Source organism: Photobacterium lipolyticum (assembly GCF_003026475.1).
Taxonomy (GTDB): domain Bacteria; phylum Pseudomonadota; class Gammaproteobacteria; order Enterobacterales; family Vibrionaceae; genus Photobacterium; species Photobacterium lipolyticum.
Genome location: NZ_PYMC01000005.1, coordinates 59820 through 77533, shown reverse-complemented (window position 1 = coordinate 77533; position 17714 = coordinate 59820). Strand labels below are relative to the sequence as shown.

18 protein-coding genes are annotated in these 17714 nt (G+C 43.3%); 13 read left to right on the top strand and 5 right to left on the bottom strand.

Going from position 1 to position 17714, the window contains the following annotated elements:
- Positions 1-102: 102 nt before the first annotated feature.
- Positions 103-1602 carry an NAD(P)-binding protein gene (locus C9I89_RS09060; RefSeq protein WP_107283037.1) on the bottom strand — a complete coding sequence of 500 codons (1500 nt, stop codon included), beginning with the start codon at positions 1600-1602 and terminating at the stop codon, positions 103-105.
- A 277-nt stretch (positions 1603-1879) separates the two neighbouring features.
- On the opposite strand from C9I89_RS09060, the gene C9I89_RS09055 reads away from it, so the two are divergent.
- The 3 genes from C9I89_RS09055 (at position 1880) to C9I89_RS09045 (ending at position 4624) form a co-directional block, all read left to right on the top strand.
- The gene (locus C9I89_RS09055; protein WP_107283166.1) at positions 1880-2884 is read left to right on the top strand and encodes a response regulator; all 1005 of its coding nucleotides are present in this window, start codon (positions 1880-1882) and stop codon (positions 2882-2884) included.
- 3 nt (positions 2885-2887) lie between these two features.
- On the top strand, positions 2888-3328 hold the full coding sequence (locus C9I89_RS09050) for a PAS domain-containing protein (protein ID WP_107283036.1): 441 nt from the start codon (positions 2888-2890) through the stop codon (positions 3326-3328).
- A gap of 297 nt (positions 3329-3625) precedes the next feature.
- Positions 3626-4624 carry an OmpA family protein gene (locus C9I89_RS09045; protein ID WP_107283035.1) on the top strand — a complete coding sequence of 333 codons (999 nt, stop codon included), beginning with the start codon at positions 3626-3628 and terminating at the stop codon, positions 4622-4624.
- A gap of 69 nt (positions 4625-4693) precedes the next feature.
- Here the strand turns inward: C9I89_RS09045 and C9I89_RS09040 are convergent, their stop codons facing one another.
- Entirely contained in the window at positions 4694-5482 is a 789-nt protein-coding gene (locus tag C9I89_RS09040; protein WP_107283034.1) for a M48 family metallopeptidase, read from the bottom strand.
- A 230-nt stretch (positions 5483-5712) separates the two neighbouring features.
- Here C9I89_RS09040 and C9I89_RS09035 point away from each other — a divergent pair, with 230 nt between their 5' ends.
- From C9I89_RS09035 to C9I89_RS09005, 6 genes are all read left to right on the top strand, one after another.
- Entirely contained in the window at positions 5713-6147 is a 435-nt protein-coding gene (locus C9I89_RS09035) for a hotdog fold thioesterase (RefSeq protein WP_107283033.1), read from the top strand.
- 2 nt (positions 6148-6149) lie between these two features.
- Complete coding sequence (locus C9I89_RS09030) at positions 6150-6389, top strand: DUF3389 domain-containing protein (RefSeq protein ID WP_107283032.1); 240 nt, start codon at positions 6150-6152, stop codon at positions 6387-6389.
- Between the two features lie 468 nt (positions 6390-6857).
- A complete protein-coding gene (locus tag C9I89_RS09020; protein ID WP_107283030.1) occupies positions 6858-7751 on the top strand; it encodes a phosphotransferase in 894 nt (297 codons plus the stop codon).
- An 80-nt stretch (positions 7752-7831) separates the two neighbouring features.
- Positions 7832-8464: a putative ATP-dependent zinc protease gene (locus C9I89_RS09015; RefSeq protein ID WP_107283029.1), complete on the top strand. Its 633-nt coding sequence runs from the start codon at positions 7832-7834 to the stop codon at positions 8462-8464.
- Between the two features lie 281 nt (positions 8465-8745).
- A complete protein-coding gene (locus C9I89_RS09010; protein ID WP_107283028.1) occupies positions 8746-9165 on the top strand; it encodes an archease in 420 nt (139 codons plus the stop codon).
- A gap of 23 nt (positions 9166-9188) precedes the next feature.
- Complete coding sequence (locus C9I89_RS09005) at positions 9189-10619, top strand: RtcB family protein (RefSeq protein ID WP_107283027.1); 1431 nt, start codon at positions 9189-9191, stop codon at positions 10617-10619.
- 7 nt (positions 10620-10626) lie between these two features.
- Here C9I89_RS09005 and C9I89_RS09000 read toward each other — a convergent pair whose 3' ends face one another.
- Positions 10627-11451 (bottom strand): DUF2797 domain-containing protein, encoded by an 825-nt coding sequence (locus tag C9I89_RS09000; protein WP_211315230.1) that lies wholly within the window; start codon positions 11449-11451, stop codon positions 10627-10629.
- Between the two features lie 226 nt (positions 11452-11677).
- Here C9I89_RS09000 and C9I89_RS08995 point away from each other — a divergent pair, with 226 nt between their 5' ends.
- Positions 11678-11980, top strand: coding sequence for a hypothetical protein (locus C9I89_RS08995; RefSeq protein WP_107283025.1), 303 nt, complete (start codon positions 11678-11680; stop codon positions 11978-11980).
- Here the strand turns inward: C9I89_RS08995 and C9I89_RS08990 are convergent.
- Complete coding sequence (locus C9I89_RS08990; protein ID WP_107283024.1) at positions 11936-13225, bottom strand: winged helix-turn-helix domain-containing protein; 1290 nt, start codon at positions 13223-13225, stop codon at positions 11936-11938. The genes C9I89_RS08995 and C9I89_RS08990 overlap by 45 nt on opposite strands.
- Positions 13226-13493: 268 nt before the next feature.
- Positions 13494-13946, bottom strand: a complete 453-nt coding sequence (locus tag C9I89_RS08985) for a DUF3069 domain-containing protein (RefSeq protein WP_107283023.1) — start codon at positions 13944-13946, stop codon at positions 13494-13496.
- Between the two features lie 229 nt (positions 13947-14175).
- Here C9I89_RS08985 and C9I89_RS08980 point away from each other — a divergent pair, with 229 nt between their 5' ends.
- From C9I89_RS08980 to C9I89_RS08970, 3 genes are all read left to right on the top strand, one after another.
- A complete protein-coding gene (locus tag C9I89_RS08980) occupies positions 14176-15123 on the top strand; it encodes a GGDEF domain-containing response regulator (RefSeq protein ID WP_107283022.1) in 948 nt (315 codons plus the stop codon).
- 195 nt (positions 15124-15318) lie between these two features.
- Complete coding sequence (locus C9I89_RS08975; RefSeq protein WP_107283021.1) at positions 15319-16773, top strand: NfeD family protein; 1455 nt, start codon at positions 15319-15321, stop codon at positions 16771-16773.
- A gap of 4 nt (positions 16774-16777) precedes the next feature.
- Positions 16778-17563, top strand: a complete 786-nt coding sequence (locus C9I89_RS08970) for a slipin family protein (protein ID WP_107283020.1) — start codon at positions 16778-16780, stop codon at positions 17561-17563.
- Positions 17564-17714: the final 151 nt, after the last annotated feature.

Here is a 17714-nt window from a genome sequence, read left to right as displayed (position 1 = left end):
TATACCCAAGTGACCTCAAGATGCTTGTTTGTTCGAGATAAAAGAGCTGGGCACTATATAAATAGGACTCAGCTCTTTTTATTTATCTGATTTCAGTCTTAATTAACTTTCAATATTGGTTGGACGTGCGAGAGCTGCCGGATAGCCACGTATATTGGCTAATTGTTCAGCCTTTGAAATAACCTTATCAAAGCCGAGAGAGTGAGTAACCGGGAAGCGTTCTTCTAAAGAGGAATCCCAATCAAGCTGCGCAGAGCTGATAAGTTGTTCATCGTAAAGCTGCTTTACAATGGAATCTGCCACAGACAAAGCGGATGATGCTTTTACGATTTCAGATCGTGCATAACGTTCACCGGAAAAAGAGACATTGGCAGCGCGTAATGACGGATCTATCCCAGGTATTTGTTGGGCACCGAAAAGCGGATATCCACCGACTTGTGCTTCACCAAAGCTCGGAACAAATTGTGCCATATGCTTGATGGCTCGTTGAGTCCGAGACTCAACTTCATCCGTTTTCCATCCGGTAGTGAGTTTACGGATAAAACTTCTTTCCAACTGTGGCTGAGCACTTCCGGGAGTTGAACTCACCAAACCTTGTTTAAAGAGGGTAATATCTTCCGTCATACCGTGTAGCTGGAAAAAGCCATCAGGGTAGGGGGTTAATTGCGCCATACCATTGGGGGTACCTCGCTCACCATGGAAAATGACTTCTGGCCAGACGCCTTCACACGCAGGCCAGTGCGTGACATAAGCGGCTTTGAATTCGACCATACGGTGACGATTGAAGGTAGCTAAGTCATCAAGCGTACCGGTTCTGTAACCACAAGCGTTAACCAGATAGTCGACGGTTGTTTCTTTAGTGACATGATCATTGATTGAGTCATCATAACTTTGATGAGAAACAATCCAGCCTTTTTTAGAACAACTAGTCTGAATTTTCGTGACTTTCGTATCGGTTTTCACCGTGCAAGAAGGGAGTTGCTGTAACGCTAAAGAAGCGGTAGCGGCAATCCTGAAAATACTGAGTCCGTATTCTTGTACAATAACGACAGGGTATTTGAATTCATCCAGATTCAGGTTTTTAGCAACAGGGATCATCCAGTCATCAAGGGATTGTGGATTCGCGGGTGTCGTCTGAGTAGCTAATTTAACCAGTTCATCTTGTTGATACAGCTTGAAGTAATCGTCAGGCTTACCTAAAACTGCATTTCGCTTATCAAGGGAAATTAATTCTTTATAGCCGTTTTGCAACAATTCCAGTCGTTCGAGCAGTTGTTCGGGAGCTCCGGGATCACGTACAGGAACGGCGATGACAGTGGGGCGAACATTTGCAGTATGCGGGTAAACACGAAGAGTTTCGATAGATTGATGAAGAAGAGTGAGACATTGTTCATCTGAGATTTCACGATAGAGGTTTCCACCAGCGTGCAAATGACAAATCGGAGGGCCATTGACTAGGCTTGGTCCCTCTTCAAACAGGGTGACGTTGATACCGAGTTCTGATAACCGCAGTGCCACCGTTGAACCTGCAACACCGCCGCCGACGATACCTACATGAAGATCCGAGATTTCGGGTGATATATTGGAACCATTTACATTCATATTGTGCTGGCAAATATCTATAGATCAAACTTCTTAATATTAAGGTCTGCATTCTACTTTGCATGGACGATGTTTGAAATAGTTTTGTGGGTATACCTGTATATAGTCCCCTCGGGAATAAAAAAAGAGAAGTTATTGCAAATAAAATGTGGCAGGAGCAAGACCGACTTTGACTCAACTGTTATTATCCTCTTATTGAGCAATGCAATAATTATGCAACTGAGATAGTAGCGTTAGCGCTCCTGAATGATTTGAAGCGCAAGGAGCAAGTATGACAATGACAATTCCAATTTTAATTTGTGATGATTCGGCATTGGCCAGAAAGCAGATGGCGAGAGCATTACCCACATCACTCAACGCTGATGTCACATTTGCTGTTAATGGATTAGAAGCCCTTGAACTGCTAAAACAACAGACTTTTTCATTGATGTTTCTCGATTTAACCATGCCAGAGATGGATGGTTATCAGACCTTGCAGGCGATAAAAGAGCATGGCCTGTCAATTAAGGTCATTGTTGTTTCTGGTGATATTCAGCCACAGGCGCAAGCACGAGTAAAAGAGCTTGGTGCTGTGGCATTTCTAAAAAAACCGGTAGACAAAAGCTACCTTAAAACGCTGATTAAGGATTTATTACCATCCCCTGAGTTGTCACTCGACACGGTTATCCAGCGAGTGACAACTCCGGCACTACGCCGTCGTGATGTCTATCTGGAAGTTGCTAACGTTGCTATTGGCCGTGCAGCTGATTCACTGGCACGTCATTTTAATGTTTTTGTAAATTTGCCTTTGCCGAATGTCAATGTATTTGAAGTGAGCGAGCTTCATATGACCATGCGCCATCTGGCGAGCAATAGTACGATGTCGGGGATCTGCCAGGGGTTCAGCGGTGAAGGGATCGCCGGTGAAGCTCTGGTCTTGCTAAGTGATTCCAGTGTTAATGATTTGACGTCACTGATGAAATATCCGGTCGAAAGTGAGTGTGACGTAGAATTAGAATTATTGATGGATGTGAGTAATATTCTGGTGGGCTCATTTTTAAAAGGGTTAGGTGAGCAGGCGGAGGTGAAGTTTTTCCAAAGTCATCCAGTGTTATTAGGCAAACACCTTCCTATAGAGTCCCTGATTGAGCATACATCCGGAAACTGGCGCAGGACCATGACGTTTGAAGTCAGTTATGGCATTGAAGGAACACAGATTAAGTGTGATTTACTGCTGATGTTTGTTGATGAATCGCTGCCGCTGTTAGATAACAAGCTGTCTTACTTAATGGATGAGGACTAAACCATGTTTTCTTTACCTGCTGAATTTGAGCAATTTCACTGGATGGTCGATATGGTTCAGCATGTGGATGTGGGATTGGTCGTGTTAGACCGTGATTTTAACATCCATGTCTGGAATGGTTTCATGATCCATCACAGTGGCAAGCAAGCGCATGAAGTGATGGGCAAGACCGTTTTTGAAGTCTTTCCGGAAATCCCCCAAGACTGGTTTAAGGCGAAGGCGCGACCGGTGTTTGAACTGGGATGCAGAAGTTTTTTGATCTGGCGCCAGCGTCCTTACTTATTTAAGTGCCGTAATGTTCGCCCGATTACCCAACCAGCCCCTTTCATGTACCAGAACGTCACCCTGAATCCGATGACATCACCCAAAGGACAGGTAGATTATCTGTTCATGGCGGTTGAAGACGCGACAGCCGAGGCATTGGCAGAAGGTCGTTTGCCTTAGCCTCTGGTATCCGCTTAAGACAACCCATAAAAAAGTCCATCATCGTATGGGCTTTTTTGCGTTTTATGCTTTTGCTTCCGGTTTTTACAGGCAGTTTGCTCGACTGGAAAGAGAACGATGAATGCAATTGAACGATATTCAACATGGATCTGGTGAATATTTTGTTGTATCGTGTCAATAACTTGACGCGGGTGTGAAAAATAAAAAAATAATTTTGTAAAAATGCAAGATGGGTTCTACACACCTAGTGGTAAGGATAAAAAAATAGCAGTGGCAAATAATAAAAAGGATAAATCTATGTCTAAAGTACATTACATACTTCCACTCGCATTACTTGTTTCAGGTGTTGCTCACGCCGTAACGGATAACCCTTGGTATGTAGGTGCGCGTATTGGTGGCACACATTTCAATAATTTTGATGACGCATTGAAAGGTTCATCAGGTGATTTCGACCAGGATGATTGGGGCGGTGGTGCCTTCCTGGGGTATAACATCACGCCGTGGTTCGCACTTGAAGGTGGTTACACCTATTTAGGGAAAGCTGACTACAAGCCAGCAGGTGGTGATTTTGACGTGCAGGGCATTGATTTGTTAGGTAAGTTCACCTGGGCGTTGACTGACTCATATGATTTGTATGCCAAAGCGGGGGGGTATGTTTATAACGCAGATAACAGCATCGAGGCGATTAAAGCTGATGACGATGGCATTGCCGCGACAGTCGGCGTGGGTGTGGAGTATTTTTACACTGATACCCTGTCTACCCGTTTAGAATATCAATATTATAATCAGGTTGGCGACAGCAAGCCCGGCACCGCTGATATTCATTTCTATGGCCTGAGCCTTGTTTATCACTGGGGGGCACCTGCACCTGTAGCTGTTGTTGAGCCAGAGCCGGAACCGGTACCAGAGCCCGCACCGGTACCAGCAGTGGTTAAAGTGGATCCCATAACGGTGGCTCTGCCATTTGGTTTTGACAGCAATTCATTGTCACAGGTAGATATCGATAAATTAGAGCCAATTGCAAAACGCCTGGAGAATTTCCCTGAGACTGAGCTTTTTGTTATCGGTCATACGGATAGCCGGGGCTCAGAAGAGTACAATCAGAAACTGTCTGAAGATCGTGCAGAAGTTGTTGCCGGTTATCTTGCATCTCATTTCGGTATCGATCAGAGCCGATTTAAAGCCGAAGGTAAGGGTGAAACTCAGCCTGTCGCGAATAACGATACTGAAGCTGGTCGTGCACAAAACCGTCGCGTAGAAGTGTTTACACCTGGGTTTGAAGTACAGGGTGAATAATTGTTCTTTCAGTGAATAATGCCATCAAAAAAAGCGCCCGCGGGCGCTTTTTTATTAACGATCTACAAACTATAAACGACAGTTCTGTCGAGGTGGGTTATAGGCTGGCAAACGGCTAATTTCTTTTTCCAAATCATCAATACGTGTTGAATGTGATGGGTGGGTGGACAGTAGTTCAGGTGGTTGTCCGCCCGATGCCTTAGCCATATTTTTCCATAGTTCAACACTCTGGTTTGGGTCGAACCCCGCCTCGGCCATCAAGCGCAACCCAATGATGTCAGATTCTGATTCTTGTGCCCGTCCATAGGGCATTAAGACACCGTACTGAACGCCTAAACCGAGAGCGGCCATCGCGGCACTATGATATTCAGTACCGCTGATCGCCATGCTTGAGATCTGCAGGCCGATGTCGGCTATCTGGCTGCGAGATAAACGCTCGTTACTGTGCTGCGCGATAACATGGCCGATTTCATGACCGATAACGGTGGCGAGCTGATCCTGGTTCTTAGCAACCTCAAGCAGACCGGTATAGACACCGATTTTTCCACCGGGCAAGGCAAATGCGTTGACTTGCTCACTGTCAAATACCACGACTTCCCATTGCCCGAAGCCCGATTGCGGATCCAGACGAGCGGTTATTGCGTTGGTTACACATTGTACATACTGGTTTGTTTTGACGTCGGTATTAATCTTTTCTTGTTTTTTTAGTTCTTCAAAAGATTGCGCGCCCAACTGTGACATATCGTTGGTCGAAAATAACAGTACTTGCTGCCGGCCAGTCGGAGAACTTGAGCATGCCGAAATTGAGAGGACGGCAGTGATCAGGCCAGTTAAAAGTAGAGGGCGAATAGGTTTCATAAGAATGACTCCTTCCATTCCATTATAGGTAATATTGTTAACCATTATGACCTGCGAGTAGAGCAATATGCTAGTGTAAAATTCTGTATTTAGCCATTGTCGATACCGGTGTCCCGATAAGTTCAAGGTGGGTGGGTGCTATTCATTGAGGCGCTCAGCGATTGGAAAGCTAGATGAAAAAGTGATTGCTCTGTTATGCTATACCCGTTAACAGAGGTTTAGGTGAAACTATGGCAATTTGGAAGAAACCGTTCACACTCGATAGCTTAAATTTAACGTCTAAAAATACTTTGGTAGAGCATTTAGGTATTGAATATTGTGCGTTTGATGATGATAGCTTAACAGCAACGATGCCCGTTGAGGCTCGTACTCATCAGCCTTTAGGCATGCTTCACGGTGGTGCCTCGGTAGTATTAGCTGAAACACTGGGTTCGCTCGCGGGTAATCTGTGTGTTAATGAAAACAAGTATTGCGTTGGCCTGGACATTAATGCCAACCATATACGACCAATGCGTAGCGGCATTGTGAAAGGAAGAACAACGCCCATACATCTGGGAGCGACCACTCAAGTCTGGCAGATTGAAATTACTGATGAACGCGATCGATTAGTCTGTACCAGCCGTATCACAATGGCAGTAATGAAACATAAAAAGATAGACTCATAGTTATGGTAATCACATTTTCAGAAGGCAGAATTATCGCCAATCAACATGAATTGGTTGTACGTTTAGACGGGGTTTCACGAGCGACTTTGCAAGCTCAGGTTGATGAAGTCACGCTAATTGGTGGTGCTAATGTTGTGACAGCAACGGGCAGTGGTATTAACTGGTCTGTTCGTTTAGATAATGAAGCGCAACTGACAGATCTGTCGCAAGAGATTGGAATTGCTGTCAAGCACTCGTACTAACTTGGGTATAGAATAACAAGGTGTAGTAAGAGCGCCTTGTTTTTTTGTTGTTTTACATGATTCTGGATCTGGCATTCATCGCTATTATCATTGTGTTCATTATTTTCTTGCCAGTTACATGTGCGTTGATTGGAATATAAGTATTCTCCATAAGCAACGCGCTTTCTTCGGTAATGACGGCAAAAGCATACAAGAGATGTGCGTCGAATATTAAATGTAATTCACGTGCTTCATGTGAAATAATCGTATAGATACTGTCTGTAACCATTTAAGTCATTATTGTGAGAGCGCAGGCCCATAATTCACCTTTTTGACCCAAATGGCTGGCTTTAAAATGCATTCTATTGCAGTCTTTAGCTTATGGATGGAGCCAAATATATTGATATCTCAGGTGTGTATTCTTTTGTGGAATATATGGGAATTGCAAATAATAATGTATTGTCAGTGTTAAAGAACAAAAGGAATGTTATGAATAAACCTCAGCTCAAGTTAATCGCCGAAAAGACTTATAAAGCGATGTTTAGTCAGCAACCTGAACTGTGTAATATTCAAGAAACATTTTATGGCTGGATTGTATTTCTTGTTTCTCCCAAAGGTAAATTTGTCGTTAAGTTTTCCCGTGAATACGGAAGAATCAGTAAAGAAATTGAAGGATTGAAGCGATTAAAAAAAGCGTTAGATTGTCCGGTACCTGAAGTCTATTTGTTTGGTCGAGAAGAAGGCCACGATTATCTGGTGATGGAGTGGCTCGATGGTGTATCAGCCTATGAACTGCCAAGTGATCCCAAAGCGCTGGAGATATTCAGAGAGCACTACACCGACATCTTGATTGCTTTACATGATTGTCAGAGTGAAAAAGGATTTGAAATTGATCGTGAGCATTTTGACCCGTGTTTAATCAACGCCTTTGATGCGTGGATGTACCCCGTTCTGCGTTATGTATTGAGTTGCGAGTCACCATTTTCAAGTCAGTTGAAATCGGCTTACAGCCAGTTATGGGAGAAAAGAGTAGAAATTTTATCGCCTATCAATACATCATCTTCATTAGTACACGATGACTGCCATATTGCCAATGTCCTGTTTGATCCGAAAACATTTAAAGTCGCGGCAATATTGGATCCTTGTGATGTTGGCTACAAGCACAGAGAGTTTGATATTTTTCATTTGTTTGATGTCAGGGAAGATCTTAAGTTAGCTGAACGCTATCAAGAAAAAACGCCACTCACAGATGGCTTTGAGACTAGGCGCTGGTTCCTCAGCTTATGGGATGATGCTAAGCACAGTCGTAATATGGGCTGGTATGATGAATCCTGGTTAGTGACTAAACTTGATCAGTTTAACATTGCGTATAAGCAAGGATAATTCTTTCTGGCTAATGATTTAACAACATATTATTGTTAATCATAATATGTTAAATGCAGATGCCTCAAAGGTGCGTCAGAATGAAAAGAATTACTGTTGGTTTTTGTGCATTACTGCTATTTGGTTGTGCACAGCAACAAGGCACTGAAGAGCCGGAAACAAAACCCGATGTTGGTCAGGAAGTCGAAATCAAGCCTGTTGAGCCGACGGTTCAAGTGACAACCGTACCGGAAGTAAAGACTGAATCGAAACCTGAGCTAAAGCCTGAAGTGAAGCAGGAACCTCAACCTGAGGTTAAACCAAAGCCAAAACCCGTTGTGACCAAGACGAGTGATGGTAAATTGATCCTAGGCGCCGAAGAGTGGGTCTGGTTAGTATCGGTAAAAAAACATGTGAAAGTGAAAATCGATACAGAAAGCAAGCTTTCGACAATCGGCGTTTCAGATGTTCAGGAGTTTGAACGTGACAGCAAAGATTGGGTTAAGTTTACGGCAAGTGGTAAATCGCTTGAGATGCCTGTAGAACGTTGGATTAAGAATAACGGCGGTGAGCGCCAAGCTGTCGTAAAACTTCGTATTAAATTGGGTGAGCTGAACGAGCTAACTGAATTTGTACTGAAAAACGGTACGGGCATTGTGCTTGGTGAGAACTTTATCCGTGACGTTGCAGTATTTGATGGTAAACGTAAATATATACAGCCCAAAGTGAAGTAATAATCTCTTATTAAGTTAGAGCAAACAAGACGGTAATAAACCGCCTTGTTTGCGTCAGGTGATAGTTTATGACAGAGGGCTTAAATGTTAACTGGATTCGATGTCATTACTCATACCCGATTTGACAGTTTAGTCTGTCAGGCTTAAATATTCTAACAAACCTGCGCTTGAAAACTCCTAATACTAAGCGTTGTGCAAATTTTTCTCTCTAAAATAAGTGGTACCTCTTAAGATCCTGTCTATGATGTCATTATAAAGTTAATAAAATACCGGGTGCGTTTATGAGTGCTGCACGTTGGGAACATTTCGAACATGAAGCTGATATTGGTGTGCGCGGTACAGGAGACACACTGGCCAGTGCGTTCGAGCAGGCAGCACTGGCCATGAGCGCTATCATCACTGATTTATCACTTATCAAACCCAGAGATGAAGTGACTATTACTTGTGAGGATGCGGATCAGGAATTATTACTCGCCGACTGGTTAAATGCCCTGATCTTCAAAATGTCCACGCACAAAATGTTATTTAGTCAGTTTGAAGTTTACATACATAACGGACATCTCAAAGCCACAGCGCGGGGCGAGCCGATAAATATAAAACGGCATCAACCAGCGGTTGAAATTAAAGGCGCAACTTATACCGAGTTGGTAGTGCACAAGTCACAAGAGCTATGGATAGCGCAATGTGTTATTGATGTTTAAACAAAACCAGCAGGGTGACAGTGATGGACATAAACAAATTACATCGCATATCAGATTACCAGTGGCGCATTGACCCCGTAAATGGCATGCATGTGCCGGGAATCATCTTTGCCAGTAAAGATCTGATCCTAGACATGGATGAAAAAGTTTATGAGCAAATCACCAATGTCGCCAGATTACCCGGTATAGTCAATGCTTCCTATGCCATGCCCGATGCCCATTGGGGCTATGGTTTTCCAATCGGCGGTGTTGCCGCGTTTGATCCAGAACAGGGCGGTGTTATTTCAGCCGGCGGTGTCGGCTTTGATATTTCCTGTGGTGTACGTACATTACACACTGGCTTAACCGTGCAACAAGTCATGTCAAAACAAAAAGAACTGGCAGATGTTCTATTCAAAACCATACCTGCCGGCTTAGGCAGTACTGGGGTTTTTCATCTTAATAAAAAAGAAATGAACGCCATGCTTAATGGTGGTGCGCGCTGGGCGGTAGAAAGAGGCCTTGGTGATCAGGCGGATCTGGAACGCATAGAAGAATACGGCTGTATGCAGGGCGCAGATCCGGATCAAATATCCAATCATGCCAAGGAGCGACAAAAAAATGAAATGGGTACATTAGGTTCGGGCAATCACTATCTGGAAGTTCAAAAAGTGGTCGAAATCTATGATCAGAATATAGCTAAAAGATTCGGCATTGAATTGAATGACATAAAAATAAGTATTCACTGCGGATCACGCGGCCTTGGCCATCAGATAGGTACGGAATTTCTTAAAAGCATGGTTGTTAGTGCAAAAGACTATGGCATTACTCTGCCCGATCGTGAGCTGGCCTGTGCTCCTATTAATTCAAAAATCGGTCAACGTTACTTAGGTGCCATGCGAGGGGCGATTAATTGTGCTCTGGCCAACCGGGAAATAATCACCCATTTAACACGTCAGGCAGTAAAACACATCTTTCCGGATATTCATCTTGATCTGCTTTACGACGTTTCGCATAACACCTGCAAACTTGAGCAGCATGAAGTTAATGGTAAAAGAAAAAACCTTTTCGTGCATCGAAAAGGCGCAACTCGCGCTTTTGGTCCAGGCCATCCTGCTCTGCCTGCTACTCTTCGTGAAGCCGGCCAACCGGTGCTGATCGGTGGCACCATGGGAACGGCGTCCTATATTCTGGCCGGCACAAGCGAAAGCATGCAATTAGCTTATGGTTCAGCCTGTCATGGTGCTGGACGTTGTATGAGTCGCCATCAAGCAACCAAACTATGGCGCGGCAGCAATATTATACAGCAACTGGCGGATCAGGGTGTTTTGATCCGCAGCCCATCCCGGCGTGGTGTGGCCGAAGAAGCCCCCAATGCCTACAAAGATGTTAACGACGTGGTGAAATCAGCTGATCAGGCGGGACTTTCACGAATGGTAGCAAAGCTCGAACCTTTGATTTGCATTAAAGGTTAAGTGAATTTTAGACCTCAACCGTTACCTCATAGCTGGTGAACTTGCGAATGTTAATCACACCCGTGTCAAAGAACAGATACTGGCCCTTGATACCTAACAGCGTTCCTTCCACAATTGGTTCTTTATCAAAGTTATGAGAGCTTATTTTGGATGGATACTCGGTAACCGGATAGCGAATATCTACGACTTCCTCATCCAGTCTTTCAATGGCGTCTTCACCGTATAAATCGACTAGCTCACTGATTCGCGCTTCGATTTCAGGTAATAAACGTGATGCTTCTTCCTTTAAATCGATAGGCTGATTGTTCCCCTTTAGCATGGCGCGCCAATTGGTTTTATCCGCCACCATTTCAGCTAATGCGATTTCGACTAAACCTGAGATTTGTCGCGTTTTGACCTTCAATATAGCCAGTGCCTGAGTGGCCCCCTGATCAATCCACCGAGTCGGAAGCTGTGTATGGCGGGTAATACCGACCTTTAAGCCTGATGTGTTAGAAAGGTAGACATAATGTGGCACCATGCAGTTAGCAACGCCCCATTCAGGCTCACGGCAAGTCCCTTTCGCATAGTGACAGGTTTCTGGCTTCATGATGCACATGTCACAGCGCGCCAGCTTCTTCATACATGGAAAGCAGTGACCTTGAGAATAGCTCTTCTTGGTTTTCTTACCACACGCATCGCAAAAAATGCTGCCGGTATGGGTCAGCGTAAGCTTTTTTCCGATTAAAGGATTAAGCGGCAAAAGGTGATCACCAACGGGTAATTGGTATTCAACAACGTCGCCTAATGTTGACTTTAGTTTACTGAGTGTTCCTTGCATGACTTTACTCATTTCATTGCTTTTATAATGGGCGTTATTTTAACAGTTACCGGTTCGTAAAATGCAGAAAAATTTCTATCTGTTTTTACGTCGATTGCAGTACCGTGGTGAGGGCGGCATGTTAAACAAGAAAACCGAATCTACCTTGAATAGATGTTAATGTTTGCTTCCCAAGGATAATGTAATCTACAGTAATACTAACTACGGTAAATCAAATGAATAGCGTGAGAGTTCGAATATGTTTGGATTAAGATCATCGGGTCGTGATGGCGCCTCTTCTGGCATTTTTCTCATTGGTTTTGGTCTGTTGTACTTGACTGGCTGGTGGTGGCCGGGCTTATTGATACTACTTGCTGTGACAGGTTTGACTGACATAATAATGAGCGGTCACTGGAAAGATGCAGCGAAAACCGCTGTGGCCTTTGTTATTGCAGGTGGAACGCTGTGGGCACTGGTTTGGACCGGGATTATGTGGAGTATATTGATCCCCGGTACTTTAATTGTTGCGGGTATCTTTCTGGCTTATCGCGGGCTTAAATAAATCGGTTGATGTTTGGGTGTAGTGTAGCCAGTACAAGCCACGATTTTCATGAAGAATGAGATCCAGATAATCCTGATGGTAGACTAGGTGACTAAATAGAGTACGATTGTTTATAAAATCATCTTCCATTTGCTGTTCATTTATCAGAGCCATGGATTTATCTGCGACAATTTCTTTGTTTGGCTGATAAGCCCAGTTGAACATTTTGGGCTCTATAACAGCCGAGGCCAGAAAAGAGGTCGGTTCATTATACTGCGAGAGTGTTGCGACCCTAACAGATAAAGCATGATGATAATCGTCATTTTTCTCTTTGATAAAAGACATCAATGAGTAGCTTAAATTATCGTTATCGTCTCTTGAAATGTAATAATGTACGATCTTAGATTCAATGCCTGAATCGTCCAGGTAGTTCTTATAAACCTGTGCAGTAGGCTTACGAACCAATTCGGTCTGAATGATCGGATTTTCACGGTAAGTATTTATACTTTGAGCTGCAATATTTGTAAATTCACTCCAATCACTGAATTGAATATTGTACGAAAAATCTGTATTGGCGATACATTGTTGTTTCTCATCTGTCTGACACCAAGCCACAGAATAAAAGGAATGACCTTTATAGGCGACTATCTTTCTCTTGATAAGAGACGCTTGTTTAAGTTGCTCTTTATGGCCTTGATAGAGATTTATAATTTTGGTGTTGAGATCCTCTATTGCTTCATGAGTGTGCCCGATCAATGTCAGGGAATTAGCTTCAACGATCTTATTTTTGACAATATAGATTTTTGGTTCTGCATTATTTTTCAGGCTGAACCAGGCGGCTAAACCAGCAGCCAGAGTCAGGCCGATGACTGTCAATAATATGGTTTGTTTAGAAACGTTATAGTGAGATATTAAGACCGGTGCGGCATCTTCCTGTAAGCTGATTTTTTCTCGAACAAAATCATGGATCCGATAGCCAATCCGGGGCACGGTTTCAATAACATCACCTTTTTCCTCTTCCTGTAATTTTACGCGTAAAGCACGTAGTACCTGAAAAAGAGAGGCCTCAGTTACATTACGACCAGGCCATCCGGCCGTTAGCAATTCATCTTTAGTTACGGGACGATGATGCTTATCAAGCAGGTATGTCAGAATGTACTGTTCTGATTGGTTGAGTTTTTGGGTTGACTCAGATGATTTAAGAATGCATAGACTGGGTATGTAGCAAACGTCTGTTCGAAACTTAATCTGCTCAGTACTTGTCATTAATACCTCTAACAATTGAAGACGCATAATTATATCAGGCAGCACGATAAAGCAAATCTGAATTGACGAATAGTTAAATTTGTCTATTTATTTAAAACAGAAGTGAAAAATCAGCAGCATAAATTTAGAACGAGATAATTGTACAGACGAAATACGCTATTCAGCGATTGTCTCGTGTTTTGATTAATAAACAATCAGATGTTAAAAGAGAGTCACGGCGGCGCTTACGATAAAAAAGGGAAGGCGATGCTTCCCTTTATAGACAGGATTATTTTTTGAAAATTTCCTGGAATTCACGCTTCATCGGAGGATTACGGCGTGCTTGCTTAAGTTGCTTACACAGATCTTTTACGCAGTTGTGCAGCACCTTATCAAGAAGAACGGCTTTATATTCTTCCTGTTCATCTGCACTCAGATGGTCCGGAAGTTCTGTATCTTGAAGTTCGCCAAGAAAATCAACACCTGAATAGCTTTGGCTAAGTGCAACGAGGGCGTGAAACTGTTCGAAGTTATCTAAAACATTTTGCGCGCTTGCAGGCATGGCATCCCATGCTTCACGAGAAGAGGTTTCGGAAACGTTATAAACACTAATCAGCATGTCCAGAAGTTCCTCTGGAACTTTTTCAAAAGCAACAACCTGACGAAGCTCTGGTGAGCATTCTTCAAGCGAAACTTTCATATCTTCTACGAGTTGCTCGTCTATTTTTTCGTTCTCAGACATAGCCATTTCCTACAGCATTAATGATTAAGGATGGGAATCCTATAGTTCTAAAGACAAATGTCAACATATCATGTCAGAGGTCTGGTGAAATCTGAATTTTATCGATTTGTAATCTGGGTCACATTGGTCAGTCCGTGATGCTGAATCAACATATCAGTCTTTTTTTACGCAACAGGTGTGCTATATATTATAAACAATGCAAGTGTATTTACATCAATAGGATGCTTACATGGAAGCGATGCGTATCTTACTTGTTGACGACGTTCATTTAGAACGTATGCAACTTGCTATGAGATTACAAAGGTTAGGGCATATCGTTGAGGCCGTTGGCTCAGGGCGTGAAGCGATTGAAAAGTATCCACTGTTTGATCCTGATCTGTTGCTACTCGATATAAGCATGCCAGTTATGAGCGGCACTGAAGTCGCTGAACAAATTCGTATTAAGTATCCTGAATGGATACCGATTATTTTTCTTAGCGGTCATGATGAACCTGAAATGATCGCAAAAGCGATAGATATGGGGGGTGATGACTATTTGGTTAAACCCGTTAATAAGATAGTGCTCGCTTCTAAACTCAAAGCCATGCAACGTATTTCCAGTATGCGGCATAAATTGAAAGTGGCAACGGTAAAACTGGAACAAGCCAATGAATTATTGTCACAGCTGGTTAATGAAGACGGCCTGACTAAGCTGGCCAATCGACGTTATCTAGACGAAACACTCGCGGAATATATTTCTTGGCATGGACGTAATAATTTCTCGATGACCATTATCATGATCGATGTAGATCACTTTAAGGCTTATAACGATCACTATGGCCATCTGGAAGGTGACAGGTGTTTGCAGATGGTATCGGCAGAATTAAAGGCAAACTACAGTCGTGCTGGGGAGCTGGCTGCCCGTTATGGTGGTGAAGAGTTTGTGGTTCTGATTAGTAACTGCGATAAAACCCGTGCCGTTAAAGAATGTGAAAGACTGAAAAATTGCATCCAGAAACTCGAAATACCACACTTGTATTCAAACACATCGCACATTGTAACCGTCAGCCAGGGCATGGTTACATGGATTCCAACCGGGCTGGAAACGGCAGAAAACATGTACGAAATCGTTGATAAAGTTCTTTATAAAGCCAAAGGGCAGGGGAGAAATCGATTTGTCGTTGCCGAATTTACCTGAATTTGGAAATTTTTTGCTTTTTCAATAAAGCTCGATTCAGCAACTCCCCATAAGGGGCTATCTTTAACGGCCACTAAAAATATCATTATTATTCAATGGTGAGCTATGCTTATAGCAATTACTACTAACAAGCTGAAATCAATAATCAGTTGTTTAATACGCTGTATTCATTATTTTTGAGGTGGGGGAAGCAGTATGAAACTTTTTTCACTCTGTGTCGTTATGGTTACATTATTAATGACGGCTCCGGTCTTTGCTGATGATGTTTGGATCATCGATATTAATGGCGGTATTGGACCTGCAACCAGTGATTTTGTTACTCGCGAGATTGAACAGGCCGAGACAGAGAAAGCATCATTCATCATTCTTAAAGTTGATACTCCCGGCGGTCTTGATACGTCTATGCGCGAAATAATTCGTGGTATCACGACTTCTTCGATCCCTGTTGCAACATGGGTTGGGCCTGCAGGAGCCCGTGCCGCGAGTGCCGGAACCTATATTCTGCTGGCAAGTCACATCGCATCAATGGCGCCGGGCACAAATCTGGGCGCAGCAACTCCAGTGTCATTAACGGCGCCCGGCGGAAATAAAGATCCCGACGAATCTGATAATCCATTTTTACCAAAAGAAAGCAAGGATAAAAATAAAGACCAAGACAAAGAAGAGCCCACCGCTTCTGGCGCTGATGAGAGCAAAGCTTCACAGCAACCAGATACCGGCGATGAGCGTGTCAAAGCAAAAACTGCCATGGAAAAAAAGGTCATAAATGACGCCGCGGCTTATATTCAAAGCCTGGCAAAACTACATGGACGTAACGATGTATGGGCTGCCAAGGCGGTAAGAGAGGCCGCCAGCTTAGATTCTGAGAGTGCATTAACTGAAAATGTGATTGATTTTCTTGCGGCAAATATAGAACAGTTAATTGCCAAATCAAATGGGCGAACGGTGATCGTTAATGGCCTGGATAAGAAAATTGAGTTATCCAATGTCGTTTATGTCGAACGTGTACAAGATTGGCGGTTCAAGTTGCTATCAGTGATCACCAATCCGAATGTGGCTTATATTCTAATGCTTATTGGAATATATGGTCTGCTACTGGAGTTCTATAACCCAGGTATAGGGCTACCTGGCGTATTAGGCGGTATTTGCCTGTTATTGGCCATGTATTCTCTACAGATGTTACCAGTCAGCTATGCCGGTTTAGGATTATTGCTGCTCGGTATTGCGTTGATGATCGCAGAAGCGTTCAGCCCCAGTTTTGGCATCCTCGGACTAGGGGGAGTGGTAGCGTTTGTATTAGGCTCCATTATGCTGATGGATACCGAAACCCCCGGTTATCAGATTGCATTGCCACTCATTGTTGGTCTGACGGTTGTATCGGCGATGTTTACCTTCGTGATCCTTACTCTGTTACTAAAAACACGGCGAAAACCGGTTACAACGGGAACACAAGTGATGTTGGGGCATAGTGCCCAGGTACTGAGTGGTTTTCCTGGTGAAGGACGAGTATTGGTTGAGGGGGAAGTTTGGCAGGCGCGGTGTTCAAGTTCATTGCAAGCCGGTCAGCAGGTTATTGTTAAGAATATATCTGGCTTGTGGCTGGATGTAGAAAGAAGCAATAGCAATGTAGAAAATAATAAGAAGGAATAGCGGTATGATTACGTATTCTCTTACGACGATTGTGGTGCTGGTGGTTGTGCTAATCATGAGCATGTTTAAAGTTTTACGTGAGTATGAACGTGCAGTGGTATTTTTTCTCGGACGCTTCTATCAGATTAAAGGTCCTGGTTTGATTATCATTGTACCGATTATTCAACAAATGGTGCGGGTTGATTTGCGTACCATTGTTTTGGATGTGCCGACTCAGGATTTGATCACCCGTGATAACGTATCGGTACGTGTCAACGCCGTGGTGTATTACCGTGTGGTCGACCCGAAAATGGCGATTAATAATGTAGAAAATTACAACGAAGCGACCAGTCAGTTATCACAAACTACGTTGCGTTCAGTATTGGGTCAGCATGAGCTTGATGAGTTGTTAGCAGAGCGAGAAACGCTGAATAAAGATTTGCAAGCGATATTGGATCAACGTACTGACAATTGGGGAATTAAAATTGCCAATGTTGAAATCAAGCATGTAGATCTTGATGAAAGTATGGTTCGAGCACTGGCCAAGCAGGCAGAGGCTGAGCGTTCTCGTCGAGCGAAGGTTATTCACGCGATGGGTGAGCTTGAGGCATCGGCTAAATTAGGTGAAGCGGCGGCAGTGCTGAATAAAGCACCGAATGCGGTTCAATTGAGGTATATGCAGACTTTAAATGAAATATCTAATGATAGAACTACCACCATTGTTTTCCCTATGCCGATAGATCTCGTCGACAAAGCTACTGAACTGTTTGAGAAAGCTTCTGATCGATTATCAGAGAAGAAGGAAGAGTAATACCAAAGCCATTAATAATGTCTTAAGCACCACCGCCATATTGGCGGTGGTGCTTTTTTTGCGGTAATTAATCAGTTGCCAGGATAATTGTCCCGATAGGTATCTAAAGGTACAATGCGCCCCATTTACGGGGTGTAGATATCCTGGCAAG